Source organism: Spinactinospora alkalitolerans, assembly GCF_013408795.1.
GTDB lineage: Bacteria > Actinomycetota > Actinomycetes > Streptosporangiales > Streptosporangiaceae > Spinactinospora > Spinactinospora alkalitolerans.
The window spans coordinates 5,914,184-5,931,070 of the sequence record NZ_JACCCC010000001.1; the positions used below are offsets into that span (position 1 = coordinate 5,914,184).

A 16,887-nucleotide genomic window follows, 5' to 3' on the forward strand; every position below is an offset into this window, starting at 1 on the left:
TACCCTGCACGCGACGGAAGGCGCCGCGTGCGGGACGAACGGTCGACCGGTGTCACCCCCGGCGTTTTAGTATTTATCCCGTCTTCAGCGCTCCACCGCCGACTCCGTTCCTCCACCGATGCTGGAACCGCCGATGCAGCCGTCCTCCGGCCGAGAGCCCCGCCAGCGACCGTCCCGGCGCTGGCGGTCCCGCTCGCGCCCGAACCCGGTGACGGTGCTGCGCGTGGCGCGCGCCGTCGTGGACGACCTCAAGGACGGGCTCTCCGGGAGCGGCGCCCGCACCGCGGCGCGCCGGATGCGGGTCCTGCTGGGCGTGCGGGGGCTGGCGTTGGCGGACCTGTCCGGTTCCCTGCTGTGGTCGGGCCGGCCGGGGCCCGACGAGGCCACCGGGACGCTGGTCGAGAAGGTGCTGCACACCGAGCTCCCCGGCGGCAGGCCGCCGCTGCTGGCCGTCCCGCTGCACGTCAACGACGAACTGGCCGGCGCGCTGGTGATCTCCGGCGAGGTGCGCAGGGCGACGGTGCGGGAGGCCGCGGCCTGGATCGTCGACGCGCTGGAGCGCGCCCGCCTCGAGGCCTCGGCCGATCGGGCGGCGCAGGCCGAACTGCGGGCGCTGCGGGCGGAGATCTCGCCGCACTTCGTCTACAACGCGCTCACCGTGATCGCGTCCCTGGTGCGTTCGGAGCCCGACCGGGCGCGGGAGCTGATGGTCGACTTCGCCGACTACACCCGCTACAGCCTCGCGCGGCGCGGCGACTACACGACGGTCTCCGATGAGTTCCACGCGATCGAGACCTACCTCGCCCTGCAGCGGGCCGTCCTGGGCGACCGGCTCCGGGTCCAGATCAGGGTCGCCCCCGAGGTGCTCGGCGTGGCGGTGCCCTACCTGGTCCTGCAGCCGCTGGTGGAGAACGCCATCCGGCACGGCATCGAGCCGCACTCGGGCTCGGGCCTCGTGCAGGTCTCCGGCGAGGCCGAGGGCGGCGACTGCGTGATCAGCGTGGAGGACGACGGAATGGGCATGGACCCCGCCGAGGCCAAGGCCGTCCTCGCGGGCAAGGGCAGCGCCGACAGCGTCGGCCTGGCCAACGTCGACCGCAGGCTGCGCCACGTCTACGGCCCCTGGTACGGCCTCGTCGTGGAGACCGCCGTGCGGGCCGGGACCCGGGTCGTCGTGCGAGTTCCGAGATTCCAGCCGGGAGTGATGCCGTGATGACACCGACCCCCTCAGGACTGCGCGTGCTGGCGGTCGACGACGTCCCGCTGGCGCTGGAGGAGCTGTGCCGGCTGCTGCGCGACGCACCGGAGGTCGCCGAGGTCGTCGCCGCCGACGATCCGATCAGCGCGCTCAAGAGCATCCAGGGCGACCGCTTCGACGCGGTGTTCCTGGACATCTCGATGCCCGGCCTCGACGGAATCGAGCTCGCCTCGCTGCTGGCCAAGCTCAGCGAGCCGCCGGTGATCGTGTTCGTCACCGCCCACGAGCGCCACGCCGTCACCGCCTACGGCATCGGGGCCGTCGACTACCTGCTCAAGCCGGTGCGGGCCGAGCGTCTGTCGACGGCGCTGGCCAAGGTGGTCCGGATGGCCGCCGCCGCCGGCGACGCGCCGCCGGCGGCGGAGACCGCGGAGGCGCGGCAGCCGCCCGACGCGCTGGCCGCACTGCCCGTGGAGACGGCCGGGCGCACGCGCTACGTGCGGCGCAGCGACGTCCGGTTCGCCGAGGCCAACGGCGACTACGTGCGGCTGCACACCCCGAGCGGGGTGCACGTCGTGCGGATGCCGATATCCCGGCTGGAGGAGTACTGGGCCGACACCGGATTCACCCGGGTGCACCGGGGCTTCCTGGTCGCGCTGAGCGCGGTGCTGGAGCTGCGCAGCGACTCGCTGGGCGGGCTGCTGGCCCACACCGACCTCGGCGACGTGCCGGTGAGCCGCCGATGCGCGCGGGTGCTGCGCGAGCAGTTGCTGCTGGCCGCCCAGCGCGGCGAACTCGGCCGCTCCGAGGGGCGGCCCTGATGCCGCACCGCGCCAAGCGGGTGGCGGTGACGAGCCCGCAGACCAGGCTCGCGCACGCGCGGGGCCGGGCACGCGGGCGCTGGCGGGTGCCGCGCCTGGACCAGGGCGACGCCGAGCGCGCGGCCGTACTGTACCGGCGCCAGCGCGCGCAGGGGCTGCTCGCCCTGGCGCTGATCACGGCGCTGCTGCTCGGCCTGCCCCTGCTGTTCGCGGCGTGGCCGGAACTGGACGGCGTCCGGCTGCTGGGCGTCCCGCTGTCCTGGCTGATGCTGGCGGTGCTGCCCTACCCCGCCATGGTGCTGCTGGCCGGCTGGCAGTTGCGCCGGGCCGAGCGCGCCGAGGAGCGCTGATGGTCGCGCTGCTCGCCGTCGCCCCCGTCGTGCTGGTGACCCTGCTGATCGGGCTGCGCGGGGTCGCGGCGATGCGCACCACGTCGGACTTCCTGGTGGCGTCGCGGCGGGTGTCGCCGCTGCTGAACTCCGCAGCGGTGTCCGGGGAGTACCTGTCGGCGGCGTCGTTCCTCGGCGTGGCCGGGTTGATCGTCAAGGACGGGATCGGGTCGCTGTGGTACCCGGTGGGCTTCACCGCCGGCTACATCACGATGCTCATCCTGGTGGCCGCGCCGATGCGCCGGTCGGGCGCGCTCACCGTGCCCGACTTCGCCGAGGCCCGGCTCGCCTCGCCCGCGCTGCGGCGGCTGAGCGCGCTGGTCGTACTCGTGATCGGCGTGCTGTACCTGGTGCCCCAGTTCCGCACCGCCGGCCTGGTGCTCAGCACGGTGAGCGCCACCCCGTACTGGGTGGGCGTGGTGATCGCGGGCACCGTCGTCAGCGCGACGATCGCGCTGGGCGGGATGCGCGCGGCGACCTACGTCCAGGCGTTCCAGTTCTGCCTGAAGCTGCTGCTGTTCATCGTCCCGGCCATCTGGCTGGTGGTGCAGGTCGGCCCGGACGTCCGCCACGACGCCGTGCACCCGGTCGAGTTCACCGTCTTCGGGCGCGACACGCCCGTGTCGTTCCAGGTCGACGTCACGCTGGAGGTCGAGGAGCCCACCCCGGTGATCGCCCCCGACGGCTCGGTCGCCGACCTGGAGCCGGGCCGGCACGCCGTGGAGGCCGGCCGCACCCTGGTCTTCGCCGAGGGCGCGCCCGTGCCGGAGGTCCGCGGCGGCGCGCCGCTGGGCGGCCCCGGCTGGCAGCGGCCCCTGCTCAACCTGGAGGACGCCGGGCACCCGCTGCTGGGCACGATGGCCGTGGTGGTCGCGATCGTGCTCGGGACGATGGGGCTGCCGCACATCCTGATGCGCTTCCACACCAGTCCCGACGGCCGCGCCGCGCGCAGGACCGCGGCGATCACCGTCGCGCTGCTGAGCGTCTTCTACCTGTTCCCCGGGATCTACGGCGCGCTGGGCCGGGTCCTGCTCCCCCAGCTCTACCTCTCCGGCGCGACCGACACCGTGGTCGTCGCGCTGCCGTCCCAGGTCGACACCGGCTGGGAGGGCACGCTGATGACCGCCCTGCTGACCGTGGGCGCGTTCGCAGCGTTCCTGGCCACGTCGCTCGGCCTGCTGCTGGTGATCTCCGGGGCGATCGCGCACGACCTCGTCCCCGCGGGGCTGCGCAGGCTCAGGTTCACCGCGGTGCCGGCCGCCGCCGCCATCGTCCTGCTCGCGCTACCCTCGGCGCACCTCGACGCCGGCCTGCTGGTGACCTGGGGTTTCACCGTCGCGGCCTCCACCTTCTGCCCCCTGCTCGTGCTGGGCATCTGGTGGTCCGGGCTGACGGCCGAGGGCGCGATCAGCGGCGTGATCGCCGGGCTGCTGGCGTCCTCGGGGGCCATCCTCGTCGCGCTGTTCGGCCCGCCCCTGGACGGCTGGCCGGCGATCCTGGTCATCCAGCCCGCGCCGTGGTCGGTGCCCCTGGCGTTCGCGACCATGGTGGCGGTCTCGCTGCGCGGCAGCCCTCCGCCCTGGTCAAGGAAGGCGGTGCTGCGGCTGCACCTCGACGAGGAGCACCTGCGCGGTTCCGCGCAGCGCCCGCCCGACGCCGCCTGATCCGGACCGGACCGCTCGACGCGGCCCCGGCGCCGCTCGTCGACCGTTCGTCGCACCGCTCGCTCATTCGAGCCCGGGAAGGTGTCGAGGCCGACCCCCCGCTCCTTAATGTGTCGCACGACACATCCCCGACAGTCGCGGAGGTCTGTGGTGACAGACATCGAGCACGACCGCACCGGCGGGCAGCCGCCCGACGGCGAGTGGGAGAGGATCCAGGCGAGCCCCGACTTCACGGAGCTGCGCAGGCGGCTGCGCGTCTTCGTGTTCCCGATGACGGCGTTCTTCATCGTCTGGTACCTGCTCTACGTCCTGCTGGCCGCCTACGCGAGCGACTTCATGGCGATCAAGCTGGTCGGCAACATCAACGTCGGCCTGGTCTTCGGCCTGCTGCAGTTCGTGTCGACCTTCGTGATCACCGGGCTGTACGTCTGCTACGCCAACCGCCGTCTGGACCCGATGGCCGACAAGATCCGCGAGGAGATCGAGGGGGCTGCGAAGTGAACGGAACCTCCACCGCCCTCGCGCAGGAGTCGCAGGTGATCGAGGGCATCAACCCGGTGCTGAACTTCAGCATCTTCGGCGCCTTCGTCCTGATCACCCTGATCATCGTGTTCCGGGCGAGCCGCAACACCAAGACCGCCTCCGACTACTACGCCGCGGGCCGGGCGTTCAGCGGCCCGCAGAACGGCATCGCGATCGCCGGCGACTACCTGTCGGCCGCGTCGTTCCTCGGCATCTGCGGCGCCATCGCACTCAACGGCTACGACGGCTTCCTCTACTCGATCGGCTTCCTGGTGGCCTGGCTGGTCGCCCTGCTGCTGGTCGCCGAGCTGCTGCGCAACACCGGCAAGTTCACCATGGGCGACGTGCTGGCCTTCCGGATGCGCCAGCGGCCGGTCCGCGCCGCCGCGGCGGTCTCCACCCTCGCGGTGTCCTTCTTCTATCTGCTGGCCCAGATGGCCGGCGGCGGCGGCCTGGTCAACCTGCTGCTGGGCATCCAGAGCGGGGCCGGGCAGAACGCGGTGATCGCCGCCGTCGGCGTCGTGATGATCATCTACGTACTGATCGGCGGCATGAAGGGCACCACCTGGGTGCAGATCATCAAGGCCGTGCTGCTGATCACGGGCGCCTTCGCGATGACCGTGTGGGTGCTCGCCATGTACGGCTTCAACCTCTCCGGGCTGCTCGCCGAGGCGGTCGCCGCGGAGGGCGGCAAGGGCGAGGCGCTGCTCTCGCCGGGCGCGCAGTACGGCCTGAGCGAGATCACCAAGCTCGACTTCCTGTCCCTGGCCATCGCCCTGGTGCTCGGCACGGCCGGCCTGCCGCACGTCCTGATGCGCTTCTACACCGTGCCGACGGCGAAGGAGGCGCGGCGCTCGGTGGTGTGGGCGATCGCGCTGATCGGCACCTTCTACCTGTTCACCCTGGTCCTGGGCTACGGCGCGGCCGCGCTGGTGGGGCCGGCGCAGATCAACGCGGCTCCGGGCGGGGTCAACTCCGCGGCGCCGCTGCTGGCCCTGGCGCTGGGCGGTCCGGTCCTGCTCGGGTTCATCGCGGCGGTCGCCTTCGCCACGATCCTGGCGGTGGTGGCTGGGCTGACGATCACGGCGTCGGCCTCGTTCGCGCACGACGTCTACGCCAACGTGATCAAGAAGGGCGCGGCCGACAGCAAGGGCGGCGAGGTCAGGGTCGCCCGGATCACCGCGCTGGTGATCGGCGCGGCCGCGATCCTCGGCGGCATCCTGGCCAAGGAGCAGAACGTGGCCTTCCTGGTCGCGCTCGCGTTCGCGGTCGCGGCGTCGGCGAACCTGCCCACGATCCTGTACTCGCTGTTCTGGAAGCGGTTCAACACCTCGGGCGCGCTGTGGAGCATCTACGGCGGACTCACGGTGACGATCACGCTGATCGTGTTCTCGCCCGCGGTCTCCGGCAGCGAGAGCGCCATGATCCAGGGCGTGGACTTCCACTGGTTCCCGCTGTCCAACCCCGGCCTGGTGTCGATCCCCCTGTCGTTCTTCCTCGGCTGGCTCGGCACGGTGATGTCGAAGGACGGCAACGGCAGGAAGCAGGCCGAAATGGAGGTTCGTTCCCTGACCGGTGCGGGCGCGGAGAAGGCCACCGCGCACTGACCCTCCCCACTGGGTGGCACCCCTCCCCCACCCAGGGCGGCCCCGGACGCGTTCGGCGTCCGGGGCCGTTTTCGTCCACCGGCGATCTCGGCCTTTTGGGGGTTGTCGCACCGTTTTCAGGCCCCGCACGGTCAAGATCGGCGGAGGTCCCCGGACCGGTCTCCCCGTTCACGCGGTGGCGTGGGGATCCCCCGGATCTCCACGCCACCGCGGTGCCGTCGCCTGTGGCGACCCGGCCCGGCTATATGGCTCGGACCGAGCTCAACCGGCCGCCCGCGTAGTCGTTCAGGAGCCCGGGACGACCACCGCGCGGCCCTGGATGCGGCCCGCCTCCATGCGCTCGTAGATCTCCGGGCCCTCCTCCAGGCCGTAGCGCTCCACGTGGACGCCGACCGCCCCCTGCCGGGCCAGCTCCACCAGTTCGATCAGTTCCGAGCGCGTTCCCCAGTAGGTGGTGCCCACGCGCGTGCCGTACGGGGGCGACCCGAACGACACGGGGAGCACCCCGCCGGCGATGCCGACCACGGTGATGTCGGCGTCCATGCCGACCATCTGCGCGGCGAGGTCCACCGTGGCCTGCGCCCCCACGAAGTCGAACACCGCCGTCGCGCCGGTGCCGCCGGTCAGTTCGCGCACCGTCCGCACGGCGCCCTCGTCCGAGGGCAGCGCGTGGTGCGCCCCGCTGCGCAGCGCCAGTTCGCGGCTCTCCTCCCGGACGTCCAGGGCCACCACGGTGGTCGCCGAGACCGCGCGCAGCAGTTGGATGCCGACGTGGCCGAGCCCGCCCGCGCCGATGACCACCGCGGTGCCACCCGCGTGGAGGCGGGGCAGGGACCGCTTGATCGCGTGGTACGGGGTGAGCCCGGCGTCGGTGAGCGGGACGGTCCGCACCGGGTCGAGGTCCCCGATCGGCACCACGTGGCGTTCGGAGTCCACCAGCAGGTACTCGGCCAGCGCGCCGGGCCGGCCCAGTCCCGGAGGCCGGATGCCCAGCTCGGCGGCGCGCGGGCAGTAGTTCTCCATGCCCAGTGAGCACGCCCGGCAGGTGCCGCAGCCCCACGGCCCGTAGACCACCACGGAGTCGCCCACCGCCACGCTGCCGACGTCGGCGCCCACGGCCTCGACCCGCCCGGCGCCCTCGTGGCCCAGCGTGAGCGGCAGCGGGTACGGGAAGGCGTCGGCGGGCCAGCCCATCACCGCCAGGTCGGAGTGGCAGACCCCCGCCGCGGTGACCTTCAGCAGGATCTGCCCGGGTCCGGGTTCGGGCGCATCGACGTCGACGACCCTCGGCGGCTCCCCGACCTCCAGGTACTGCACGGCTCGCATCGGCCTCCCTCTCCCCCTTCGCAGCGGCGCCCCCGTCATCGGCGCACGTCAGGGCCTCTATCCACTCCGGCCGCCCCCATGCCTGGCGGCGCGGTACCGTCCCGCGGCGCGTGGGAGGCCGTCAGTCCGTGCCCACCTCGTCGGCCCAGACCTCCAGCCCCGCCGTGAACCCCCTCAAGTCGTCCGGGGACAGGCGTTCCAGCACGCGCAGCAGCGGGGCCGCGCGCTGCGCCATGAACACCCGCATCGGCTCGCGGTAGGCGTCGGCCAGTGTGACGAGGGTGCGCCGGCGGTTCCCCGGGTCGGCGCGGCGGACGACCAGGCCCACGTATGCGAGGTCGCCGACCAGCTCGCTGACGGTCGAGAGCCGCACGCCCAGCCGGGCGGACAGTCCGCTCACGCTGAGCTCCTGACCGAGGGTGAGCTGCGCCAGGACGCCGCCGTGCCGACCAGTGAGGCTGTGGCGCCGGAACACCTTCTGGAGCTCTTCGGGCATTTCGTCGGGGGCGCGCCGGTAGTAGGCCTCCAGCAGCGGAACGAAGCGCAGCACGCCCTCCACCAGCTCCGGGTCCGGCAGCCGAGGTTCGGCGGAGTCCTCCTGCTGGTCCATGCCCCGATGCTACCGAGCGCGGAAATCCCGAGTGCCACCGGAATTCCGCCGGAGCGGTGGACCGGGGAAAGGGGGGCCACAACGAGTGGCGGAGAAAGCGGAGGAGCTCGGCGGGGAACCGGTGCCGCCCGCTCACACCGGTCGGCACAGCAGTGGCAGCGCCACCATGCCGTTCGTCTTCAGCCGCCTGCGGACGAACGTGTGGAAGCTCGGGCGGGTGAGCTGGTTGACCAGGAAGGGCACCGCACGGCCCGGCAGGCGCGCGTAGTTGACGAACCCGAACGGGGACGCCCCTATGGCCTGCAGCGGGAGGGAGTTGTCGACACCGGTCTTGGCCGTGTACCAGCCGGTGAGCCCCTCCCAGACGCGCACCGAGCTCAGCGGGCTGCCCGTGAAGTCGTTCAGGACGCGGGGGACGTCGTAGGCCCCGAAGCGGAACATCGCCCCGATGGTCTCCGGCGGGGTGGGCGTATAGTTGTACCCGGCGAAGCCCTCGATGGGGCGGGCCGAGCGGTTCCAGACGGAGTGGACGTTGTCGTCCAGGCCCTGCAGGCGCAGATCCAAGGAAACACGCATCGACCGGAGAACCACATGACACCGGCGAGGCGATCGGCAAAGACCGCTCAGCGGGGCATCGGGTCGTCGTCGCCGTACCGGGCCGCGTTCTCGGGCAGATAGCGGGCGAGGGTGGAACGCACCGCGGTGCGCACAAAGACGTCCAGGTCGTCGAATGCCTGGGGATTGACCGTCAGCGCGGTGAACAGAATTCCCATGACCGTCATTTCCAGTTGCAACGCGTCCTGCGCTGACACGTCGATCCCGGCTGCACGGCACTGCCGGATGATGAGGTCCCGCCGTGCGGTCATGGCGTCGGCCAGCACGTCGCGCAGATGCGGGTCCCTGCTGCCCTCCAGGTGCAGCTCCAGCAGCGCCATCGGCTGGGACCGGTCCGCCGACAGCATCTGCCGGAGGACCGTGACCAGTGCGTCCTCCAGGCCCGCAGGATCGATCGGCTGGACGACGTTGCCGTCGATCCGATCGGCGAGACGGCGCGTCACCCGGTCCACGACCCCGTTCACCAGGGCGGCGCGGGTGCGGAAGTACCGCGAGGTGGTCCCGGGAGGGGCCTCGGCTGCGGCATCGACCGCGCGGTGGGTCAGCCCGTGGGATCCCTCCCTCGCCAGGACCTCGATGGCGGCGCCGGCCAGCCGGTCGCGGCGTCGAGGGTTAGGTGGCGGCACGGTGCGGGTCGTCCTCCTGATCTGTGCTCTCTGCCGGACCACACCATTTCAGCAGAGCCGAACGGACATCGGTGTCGGCCGGGGTGTCCGCGGCCCATGCGACGTACCCGTCCGGGCGGATCAGCGCCGCCGCCACCCGCAACGGGCCGGTCGCGCGCACCGGCCGCACCCGGTCGCTCCACGGCCCGGACGCGGCCCCGTCCCTGGTGAGTAGCGCGAAGCGCCCGTCACGCAGCACCTCGTACAGCCGCCCCTGGTCGGTCGGCCCCGCGCTCCACGACCCGGCTGGTCACGCCTGCCAGCGCCAGCTCACAGGCCGCCATCAGGCCGGTCGGTCCTGCGCCGACGATGACTACGTCGTCCATTCCGCCTCCCCAGCCGGTTCGCTACTATCGTAGCGCTACATTTGTATCGCATGCTGGCTCAGCGGTCACGGCAAGGGGAGAGTTCACCGGTGGCGACATCGGCACCGTGGTCGCCTCGTTCGTCGGTACCGGCTTCTACGATGCGGTGAACACCACAGCGGGTGAGATCGTGATGAGAGGAGGAGCGGCCGCGTGAACGAGCAGCTGGATCTGGAGCCTGCGGCGAATCGGATGAGGGCTCTGACCGCGGAGATCACCGACGACGACCTTACGGCGCCCACCCCGTGCGCGGGCTGTTCCGCGGGTGACCTGTTCGACCATGTCTCAGGGCTCGCGCTCGCCTTCCGGTTAGCCGCCGAGAAGGCCTCCTCGCCCTCCGATGGACCGCCCCCGCAGCCCTCGGCCGCGAACCTGCCCGCCGACTGGCGGGAGCGGCTGGCGCGGCGGTCGATGACCTCGTGACCGCGTGGCGGGATCCCGCGGCGTGGCAGGGCGTCTGCGCAGTGGGAGGGGTCGAGCTTTCCGGGCGGGAGGCCGGGATGGTCGCCCTGAACGAGCTGGTGCTGCACGGCTGGGACCTCGCCCGCGCCATCGGGCGGCCCTATGAGTGCGATCCCGCCGATGCGCAGGCGTGCCTCGCCTTCACATCGAGCATCCCCGACGATCCGCAGGCGCGCGAGGGACTGTTCGGCCCGGTCGTCGACGTACCGGCGGACGCCCCCGTGTTCGACCGGGTCCTCGGCCTCAGCGGCCGCGACCCTTTGGACCCCGCGCTGACACCCGGCCCTTGGGGAACACCGGAGCGGCTGTGAGCGACGGAGGTTTCGAAGCGAGCGATGACTGATCGGGTTTTGACTGCTGCGTTCGCGAGGCGGGGCGAGATTTCCAGGACTCGGCCTGCTGTGCCGCCGGCGCCTCCGTTTTCGGCAATCTTGACCTTATAGGGCCTAAAAACGCTGAAATAACGCCGACAAGGTCAAGATCGGCGAAAATGAGCCCGTCGGGGCCGAGTGAACCGGCCTTTCTCCGGACGGGCATGCGGCACCTCTGCGGGCAGGTGGCGGACTCGTCCGGGGCCGGCCGGGGCGGAGCCGCCGGCTACTCCCGTGCGCTGACCAGGTCGCCGAGCCGTCCGAGGGCGGAGGTGCGTGCGAGGCCGGCGTTCTCCCTGCGGTCGGCCTCGCGGTACAGCGCGTAGACGCCCTGGGCGCCGATCCAGCGCAGCGGCTCGGGCTCCCAGTTGCGGGCGCTGTGGTCGACCCAGGGCAGCCGGGTGAGTTCGGTGCTCTCGCGCAGCACCAGGTCACGCAGGGTGCGACCGGCCAGGTTGGTGGCCGTGACGCCGTGACCGACGTACCCGCCGGCCCAACCCAGCCCCGTGCGGTGGTCGACCCCGGCGCTGGAGCACCAGTCGCGGGGCACCCCCAGGATCCCGCTCCAGGTGTGGACGACTCCGGCGTGCCGGGCGGCGGGGAAGTAGCGGGTCAGGACGCGCCACAGCGCCAGGACCGTCTTCGGATGGGTGCCGCCGTCGGGGTCCCACCGGGAGCCGAACAGGTAGGGGACGCCGCGCCCGCCGATGGCGATGCGGTCATCGGCGGTCCGCTGGCCGTAGACGTAGGTGTGGGCGTTGTCGCTGAACAGCTCGCGCTCCTGCCAGCCGATCTCCTCCCACACCGCAGCGGGCAGCGGCTCGGTGACGATCATCGAGCTGTTCATGGGCAGCAGCATCCGCCGGGCGCCGCGCAGTGACGCGGTGAAGCCCTCGGTCGCCCGGATCACATACTCGGCGCGCACGGTGCCGCGGTCGGTGCGGGCGCAGGCCGGTGCACCGCCGGTGCGCGGCCGCAGTTCGGTCACCGCGGTGCCCTCGAACAGGTCCACGCCGAGCGACTCGACCGCGCGGGCCAGCTCCAGCGCCAGCCGCGCCGGATGGATCCGCGCGCCGTGCGGGGACCAGGTCGCGGCGGAGGCGTTGCGGACCGCGATCCGCCCGGCGCGCTCCTCCGGGGACAGCAGGCGCAGGTCCTGCTCGGTGAACCCCCATTCGCGCAGGCCCGCGACCTTGGCGTGCAGCCGGTCGCGCTGGGCGTCGCCGACGGCCACGCTGAAGATGCCGCCGCGGACGACCTCGGTGTCCAGCCCTTCCTTGTCGACCACCGCGGCGACCTCGCCGATGGACGCGCGCATCTCCTCCTGCAGGGCGAGGACGGCGCCGCGGCCGTGCGTGGCGGCGAAGCGCCGCCGCGACCCGGCGAGCTCGGCGGACAGCCAGCCGCCGTTGCGCCCCGAAGCGCCGAAGCCGGCGAACTCCTTCTCCAGCACGGCGATGCGCAGGCCGGGTCGGGCCTTCTTGAGGTAGTAGGCGGTCCACAGGCCGGTGTAGCCGCCGCCCACGATGCACACGTCGTAGTCGGCGGAGCCCGGCAGCGCGGGGCGCGGACCCGGTCTGCCGGTCTGCCGGAACCAGAAGGACACTCTTCCGTTGGCGAAGCCGTTCGCGCGGGGAACGTGGCTCAGTGCGCTTCCGGACATGGTCGTGACAACTCCGTGAGCTGGGTTTCCGGGGATCGCTCGGGCGGGCCGCAATCCGCCGCGGCACGAGTTCACCCATGAAAGCACAGTTCAGAGCGGCGTGTAAAGAAAACTTATCTACAGCAAAAAGAATCTTGCATTGTGCCGGGGCGCTCGGTAGCTTCACTGACCATGACCGAGCCGACTGCTCCACCCCCCGCCTCCGACCCGGGTCGCGACGCCCAGGAGGGCGTCGGCCCGCGTCTGCGCCGCCGCCGCAAGGCCAAGAGGTTCACCCTCGCCCAGACCGCCCGGCAGGCCGGTCTCAGCGAGGGATTCCTCAGCCAGCTCGAACGGGGCCGTGTCAGCGGCAGCGTGGCCACACTGCAGCGCGTCGCCGCCGTCCTGGGGCTGACCGTCGGCGAACTGTTCGACGAGTCCTGGTCGGACGACACCGCGCTGCACCGCTACGCCGAGGCGTCGCCGTTCCGCTTCGGCACCGCCGCGCGCAAGATCCGCCTCACCCCCAAGGGCAACAACCATCTGGAGGTCTTCCTCGGCGAGTTCGAACCGGGAGGCAGCACGGGGGACGAGCCCTACGCGCACGGCGACTCCGACGAGCTCCTCCTCGTCATATCGGGGCGGATCGAGGTCACCCTCGGTGAAGAGACGCACCTGCTCGGGCCGCTCGACTCCGTGAGCTACTCCAGCGCCACCCCCCACCGCGCCAGGGAGGCCGACGGCGGCACCGCCCAAGTGCTGTGGAGCATCAGCCCGCCCAGCTACTGAACGGATCCCGAGCGGAACCGGCTCTCGACGAAAGGACATCCGTGCGAATCGGCATCGAGTGCGGTGGCACGTTCACCGACCTGGTGGTCTTGGACGACAGTGGCGCGATCCTCGCGACCGACAAGGTCTTCTCCACCCCCGCCGACCCCGCGCAGGCGGTCGTCACCGCCCTGCGCGAACTCCCCGACGAGCTGGTCGAAGGGGCCGAACTGCTGCACGGCAGCACCGTCGCCACCAACGCCCTGCTGGAGCGCAAGGGCGGTCCCATTGGCCTGCTGGTCACACGCGGTTTCCGCGACGTGGTGTTCCTCCAGCGCCAGGACCGCCGGACGATGTATGACCTGAAGTACCGCAAGCCCGAACCGCTCGTGGGGCGGCGGGAGATCCGCGAGGTCGAGGAGCGCGTCGACGCCTCCGGAACGGTCGTGCGCGCGCTCGACGAGGACTCGGTGCGGACGGCGGTCGCCGCCCTGCTCGAATCGGGGGTGGCCGCCATCGCCGTCAGCCTGCTGCACTCCTACACGGCGCCGGAGCACGAGCAGCGGGTCCGGGCGCTGATCGCGGAGATGGCGCCGGATCTGCCCGTGTCGGTGTCCAGCGAGGTCATCCGGGAGTTCCGCGAGTTCGAGCGCACCACGACCACCACCGTCGACGCGTTCATCCGCGGCCGGGTCACCGAGTACATCCGCAACCTGGAGGATGCCGTCGGGACGCTGGGGGTCCGGTCTCTGCAGGTGATGCAGTCCAACGGCGGCATCGTCCCCCCGGCGGCCGTCATCGCCCGGCCGGTCACCATGCTGCTCTCGGGCCCGGCGGCGGGCGTCTCCGGCGCCATCACGGCCGCGGGCAACGCCGGCTTCGACGGCATCGTCACCATGGACATGGGCGGCACCAGCACCGATGTCGCCTTCGTCAGCGGGCCCCGGCCGACGATCGCCACCGAGACCGCCGTCGACGGCCTGCCCGTCCGGGTCCCGCTGGTCGACATCAACACCGTGGGCGCCGGAGGCGGCAGCATCATCGCGGTCGATCGCGGCGGGCTGCTCACGGTCGGCCCCGAGAGCGCCGGCGCCGACCCGGGGCCGGCCTGCTATGGGCGCGGCGGGCGCCGCCCCACAGTCACCGACGCCAACCTGGTGCGCGGCTCCATCCGCGCCGAGACCAAGCTCGCCGGCCGCTTCGCGCTCGACCGCGAGGCCGCGGTCGCCGCGCTCGCGCCGATCGCCGAGCGGCTCGACAGCACCGTGGAGGCCGTCGCCGAGGAGGCGGTCCGATTGGCCAATGTCGCCATGGCCAACGCCATCCGGGTCGTGTCGGTGGAGCAGGGCCACGAACTCGACGGGACGACGCTGCTCGCCTACGGCGGCGCCGGTCCGCTGCACGCCGCGGCGGTGGCCGACGAGCTGGGGATGCGCCGCGTCCTCATCCCCCCCTACTCGGGGCTGACCTCGGCCTACGGCCTGCTCACCGCGGGCTTCCGGCGCGAGTTCTCCCGCACCTGGCTGGTCTCCGACGCCACCGATACCACCGCGGCCGACCTGCGGACGGTGATGGCGGAAATGGCCAAGGACGCCGCAGAGGAGCTGGCCGGGCAAGGGGTCGACGCGCAGGGCGCCGACCACCTGTGGGCGGCCGACCTCCGCTACCGGGGACAGGGTTTCGAACTCCCGGTCCCCTTCGACGCCGACGGCCCGCTCGGCCCCGAATCGCTGATCGCCGACTTCCACACCGCGCACGCCCGCCGGTTCGGGCACAGCGATCCCGGGCGCACCGTGCAGATCGTCGCGCTGCGGCTCACGGTCGAGGACCGGCGCCCGGATCTACCGCTGCCTCATGTCATCCCGTCATCGGATGCATCGGGGCACACCCGGTTGGTCGAGCACGGCCGCGCGGTGACCGCCCGATTCCTGCACCGCGACGGCATCGCCCCGGAGACCGCGTTCGACGGCCCGGCCGTCATCGAGGACGCCAGCTCCACCGTCCTGGTCCCCTCGGGGTGGCGGGCCCGGGTCGACGTCCACACGAACCTGCTGCTGGAGAAGGACTGACATGACACTCGAAGCCGCCCGCATGGGCGTGTTGAAATCGGCCTACGAGTCCATCACCAGGGAAATGGCCGCCGACCTGAAGCGCGCCGCGTTCTCCTCCATCGTGCGCGAGGCGCGGGACTTCTCCGTCGCGCTGACCGACCGGCGCGGCGAGGTGATCGTGCAGGCGGAGTGCATCCCGATCATGACGGCGGGCATCTCGCTGGCACTGCGCGGACTGGCCGAGCACGTCGACATCGACGCGCTCACCCCCGACGACGCACTGCTGATGAACGACCCCTACAGCGGCGGCCAGCACCTCCAGGACATCTACCTGTTCACGCCGATCTTCCTGGACGGCCGCCTGGTGGCGTTCGCGGCGAGCGTCGCCCACCACGTCGACGTCGGCGGCGGGCACGCCGGACTCAACGCCGAGGCCACCGAGGTTTACCAGGAGGGGCTGCGGCTGCCGCTGTCCCGGTTCTCGGTGTCGCGCGACTGGGGCGGCGGGTTCGTCGACCAGCTGATCCGAGCGAACGTGCGCGTTCCCGACCTGGTCATCGGGGACCTCAACGCCCAGTTCGCGGCGAACCGCACGGCCGAGCGGCGGTTCGCCGAGCTGACCGCCCGCCATGGCGCCGAGGACTTCCTCGACGCCATGGACGAGCTCAAGGACTACGCCGAGCGCCGGGTGCGCGCCGCCATCGCCCGCATCCCCGACGGCGTGCACGAGGTGACCGAGTATCTCGACGCCTCCCCGTGGGACGGCGGGACCGCCCGCGTCATCGCGCACATCACGGTCGACGGCGACGAACTCCGGGTGGACTTCGACGGCAGCAGCCCGCAGATCAACGGCAACGTCAACTGCCCGTTCGCTTCGACGGTCTCGGCGGCGCAGAGCGCCATCCGATGCATGCTCGACGATCAGGACTTGCCGTTCAACGAGGGCTGCAACCGCCCGATCACCATCACCGCGCCTTACGGCTCCATCCTGAACCCGCGCCCGCCGGCGGCGGTGCGGGCCCGGCTCACCCCCGCCAGCCGGGTGTTCAACGCCATCGTGCGCGGCCTCGGCTCGGTGCTTCCCGGTCAGGCCGTCGCCACCGGCTTCGACACCACGACCGCGTTCGCGGTGAGCCACCTCGCCGCCGAGACCGGCCACTACCAGGTGGTCCTGGAGATCCTGGGCGGCGGATGGGGCGCCTGCGCCGAGCACGACGGCGCCGACGCGCTCGACAACCCCATCTCCAACTGCGCCAACTCCCCGGTGGAGGCGCTGGAGACCGACTACGACCACTTCCGGATCGCCGAGTACGCGCTGGTCGGCGGGAGCGGCGGCGACGGCGCCCAGCGCGGCGGCCTCGGGATCCGCCGGGTCTATGAGGCGCTGCGCGACGGAGTCCGGGTCTCCGGCTACGCCGACCGCCACCGCACCGGCGCCTCGGGGCTGTCCGGGGGGACCGAGGGCGGCACCGGCGACTTCAGCATCACCCGCGCCGACGGCACCGTCCAGCATCTCGACTGTGTCTTCAGCGAGGTCCTCGACACCGGCGACCGGATCGCGGTCGTCACCGGCGGGGGCGGCGGCTTCGGCGACCCCGCAGGACGGCCCGCCGACCAGCGGGCCGCCGACCGTGCCCACCAGATCGCCTGATCCGAGCCCGCACCGGACCGGCTCCGCGGGACCGCCGACCCGGTGGGCCGCCCTGCCGCACGGCGGCGGCCCGGCGTCTGCCGGCGGCCCGCACCCCACCGCCCCACGGCGGACACGCCCGGCCCGCAGCCCCCGTCCCACCGTCCGTCACCCCCAGGAG

18 protein-coding genes are annotated in these 16,887 nt (G+C 72.3%); 11 read left to right on the forward strand and 7 right to left on the reverse strand.

Features of this window, described 5'->3' with window-relative positions:
* Positions 1-217: 217 nt before the first annotated feature.
* The 6 genes from HDA32_RS26395 to HDA32_RS26420 all read left to right on the forward strand — a co-directional run bounded on the left by HDA32_RS26395 (position 218) and on the right by HDA32_RS26420 (position 6,201).
* Positions 218-1,213: a sensor histidine kinase gene (locus tag HDA32_RS26395; protein WP_246335273.1), complete on the forward strand. Its 996-nt coding sequence runs from the start codon at positions 218-220 to the stop codon at positions 1,211-1,213.
* Complete coding sequence (locus tag HDA32_RS26400) at positions 1,213-2,019, forward strand: LytR/AlgR family response regulator transcription factor (protein ID WP_179645724.1); 807 nt, start codon at positions 1,213-1,215, stop codon at positions 2,017-2,019. Before HDA32_RS26395 ends, HDA32_RS26400 begins: the two co-directional genes overlap by 1 nt.
* Entirely contained in the window at positions 2,019-2,369 is a 351-nt protein-coding gene (locus tag HDA32_RS26405) for a hypothetical protein (protein ID WP_179645725.1), read from the forward strand. The genes HDA32_RS26400 and HDA32_RS26405 overlap by 1 nt, the downstream gene beginning before the upstream one ends.
* Positions 2,369-4,072 (forward strand): sodium/solute symporter, encoded by a 1,704-nt coding sequence (locus tag HDA32_RS26410; RefSeq protein WP_179645726.1) that lies wholly within the window; start codon positions 2,369-2,371, stop codon positions 4,070-4,072. The genes HDA32_RS26405 and HDA32_RS26410 overlap by 1 nt, the downstream gene beginning before the upstream one ends.
* A 150-nt stretch (positions 4,073-4,222) precedes the next feature.
* Entirely contained in the window at positions 4,223-4,573 is a 351-nt protein-coding gene (locus HDA32_RS26415; RefSeq protein ID WP_312863337.1) for a DUF485 domain-containing protein, read from the forward strand.
* A gap of 38 nt (positions 4,574-4,611) precedes the next feature.
* Positions 4,612-6,201 carry a monocarboxylic acid transporter gene (locus tag HDA32_RS26420; protein WP_312863450.1) on the forward strand — a complete coding sequence of 530 codons (1,590 nt, stop codon included), beginning with the start codon at positions 4,612-4,614 and terminating at the stop codon, positions 6,199-6,201.
* Positions 6,202-6,486: 285 nt separating this feature from the next.
* Here the strand turns inward: HDA32_RS26420 and HDA32_RS26425 are convergent, their stop codons facing one another.
* The 6 genes from HDA32_RS26425 to HDA32_RS26445 all read right to left on the reverse strand — a co-directional run bounded on the left by HDA32_RS26425 (position 6,487) and on the right by HDA32_RS26445 (position 9,743).
* On the reverse strand, positions 6,487-7,527 hold the full coding sequence (locus HDA32_RS26425; protein WP_179645729.1) for an NAD(P)-dependent alcohol dehydrogenase: 1,041 nt from the start codon (positions 7,525-7,527) through the stop codon (positions 6,487-6,489).
* A gap of 121 nt (positions 7,528-7,648) precedes the next feature.
* On the reverse strand, positions 7,649-8,137 hold the full coding sequence (locus HDA32_RS26430) for a MarR family winged helix-turn-helix transcriptional regulator (RefSeq protein WP_179645730.1): 489 nt from the start codon (positions 8,135-8,137) through the stop codon (positions 7,649-7,651).
* Positions 8,138-8,269: 132 nt separating this feature from the next.
* Positions 8,270-8,713: a hypothetical protein gene (locus tag HDA32_RS26435; RefSeq protein WP_179645731.1), complete on the reverse strand. Its 444-nt coding sequence runs from the start codon at positions 8,711-8,713 to the stop codon at positions 8,270-8,272.
* A 47-nt stretch (positions 8,714-8,760) separates the two neighbouring features.
* Complete coding sequence (locus HDA32_RS31955; RefSeq protein WP_179645732.1) at positions 8,761-9,378, reverse strand: TetR/AcrR family transcriptional regulator; 618 nt, start codon at positions 9,376-9,378, stop codon at positions 8,761-8,763.
* Positions 9,365-9,616 carry an aromatic-ring hydroxylase C-terminal domain-containing protein gene (locus HDA32_RS32170; protein ID WP_344732490.1) on the reverse strand — a complete coding sequence of 84 codons (252 nt, stop codon included), beginning with the start codon at positions 9,614-9,616 and terminating at the stop codon, positions 9,365-9,367. The genes HDA32_RS31955 and HDA32_RS32170 overlap by 14 nt, the downstream gene beginning before the upstream one ends.
* Positions 9,606-9,743: an FAD-dependent monooxygenase gene (locus HDA32_RS26445; RefSeq protein ID WP_218882606.1), complete on the reverse strand. Its 138-nt coding sequence runs from the start codon at positions 9,741-9,743 to the stop codon at positions 9,606-9,608. The genes HDA32_RS32170 and HDA32_RS26445 overlap by 11 nt, the downstream gene beginning before the upstream one ends.
* A gap of 192 nt (positions 9,744-9,935) precedes the next feature.
* Here HDA32_RS26445 and HDA32_RS31120 point away from each other — a divergent pair, with 192 nt between their 5' ends.
* Both HDA32_RS31120 and HDA32_RS26450 read left to right on the forward strand, forming a co-directional pair.
* Complete coding sequence (locus tag HDA32_RS31120) at positions 9,936-10,205, forward strand: maleylpyruvate isomerase N-terminal domain-containing protein (RefSeq protein WP_312863338.1); 270 nt, start codon at positions 9,936-9,938, stop codon at positions 10,203-10,205.
* Positions 10,166-10,555, forward strand: coding sequence for a TIGR03086 family metal-binding protein (locus HDA32_RS26450; protein WP_246335276.1), 390 nt, complete (start codon positions 10,166-10,168; stop codon positions 10,553-10,555). Before HDA32_RS31120 ends, HDA32_RS26450 begins: the two co-directional genes overlap by 40 nt.
* Positions 10,556-10,841: 286 nt before the next feature.
* On the opposite strand, the gene HDA32_RS26455 is transcribed toward HDA32_RS26450, so the two are convergent.
* Positions 10,842-12,278: an NAD(P)/FAD-dependent oxidoreductase gene (locus HDA32_RS26455; RefSeq protein ID WP_179645733.1), complete on the reverse strand. Its 1,437-nt coding sequence runs from the start codon at positions 12,276-12,278 to the stop codon at positions 10,842-10,844.
* 171 nt (positions 12,279-12,449) lie between these two features.
* On the opposite strand from HDA32_RS26455, the gene HDA32_RS26460 reads away from it, so the two are divergent.
* The 3 genes from HDA32_RS26460 to HDA32_RS26470 are packed head-to-tail and all read left to right on the forward strand — an operon-like array spanning position 12,450 to position 16,727.
* A complete protein-coding gene (locus HDA32_RS26460; RefSeq protein WP_179645734.1) occupies positions 12,450-13,046 on the forward strand; it encodes a helix-turn-helix domain-containing protein in 597 nt (198 codons plus the stop codon).
* Between the two features lie 41 nt (positions 13,047-13,087).
* Positions 13,088-15,094, forward strand: a complete 2,007-nt coding sequence (locus tag HDA32_RS26465; RefSeq protein ID WP_179645735.1) for a hydantoinase/oxoprolinase family protein — start codon at positions 13,088-13,090, stop codon at positions 15,092-15,094.
* A 1-nt stretch (position 15,095) separates the two neighbouring features.
* Entirely contained in the window at positions 15,096-16,727 is a 1,632-nt protein-coding gene (locus HDA32_RS26470; RefSeq protein ID WP_179645736.1) for a hydantoinase B/oxoprolinase family protein, read from the forward strand.
* Positions 16,728-16,887: the final 160 nt, after the last annotated feature.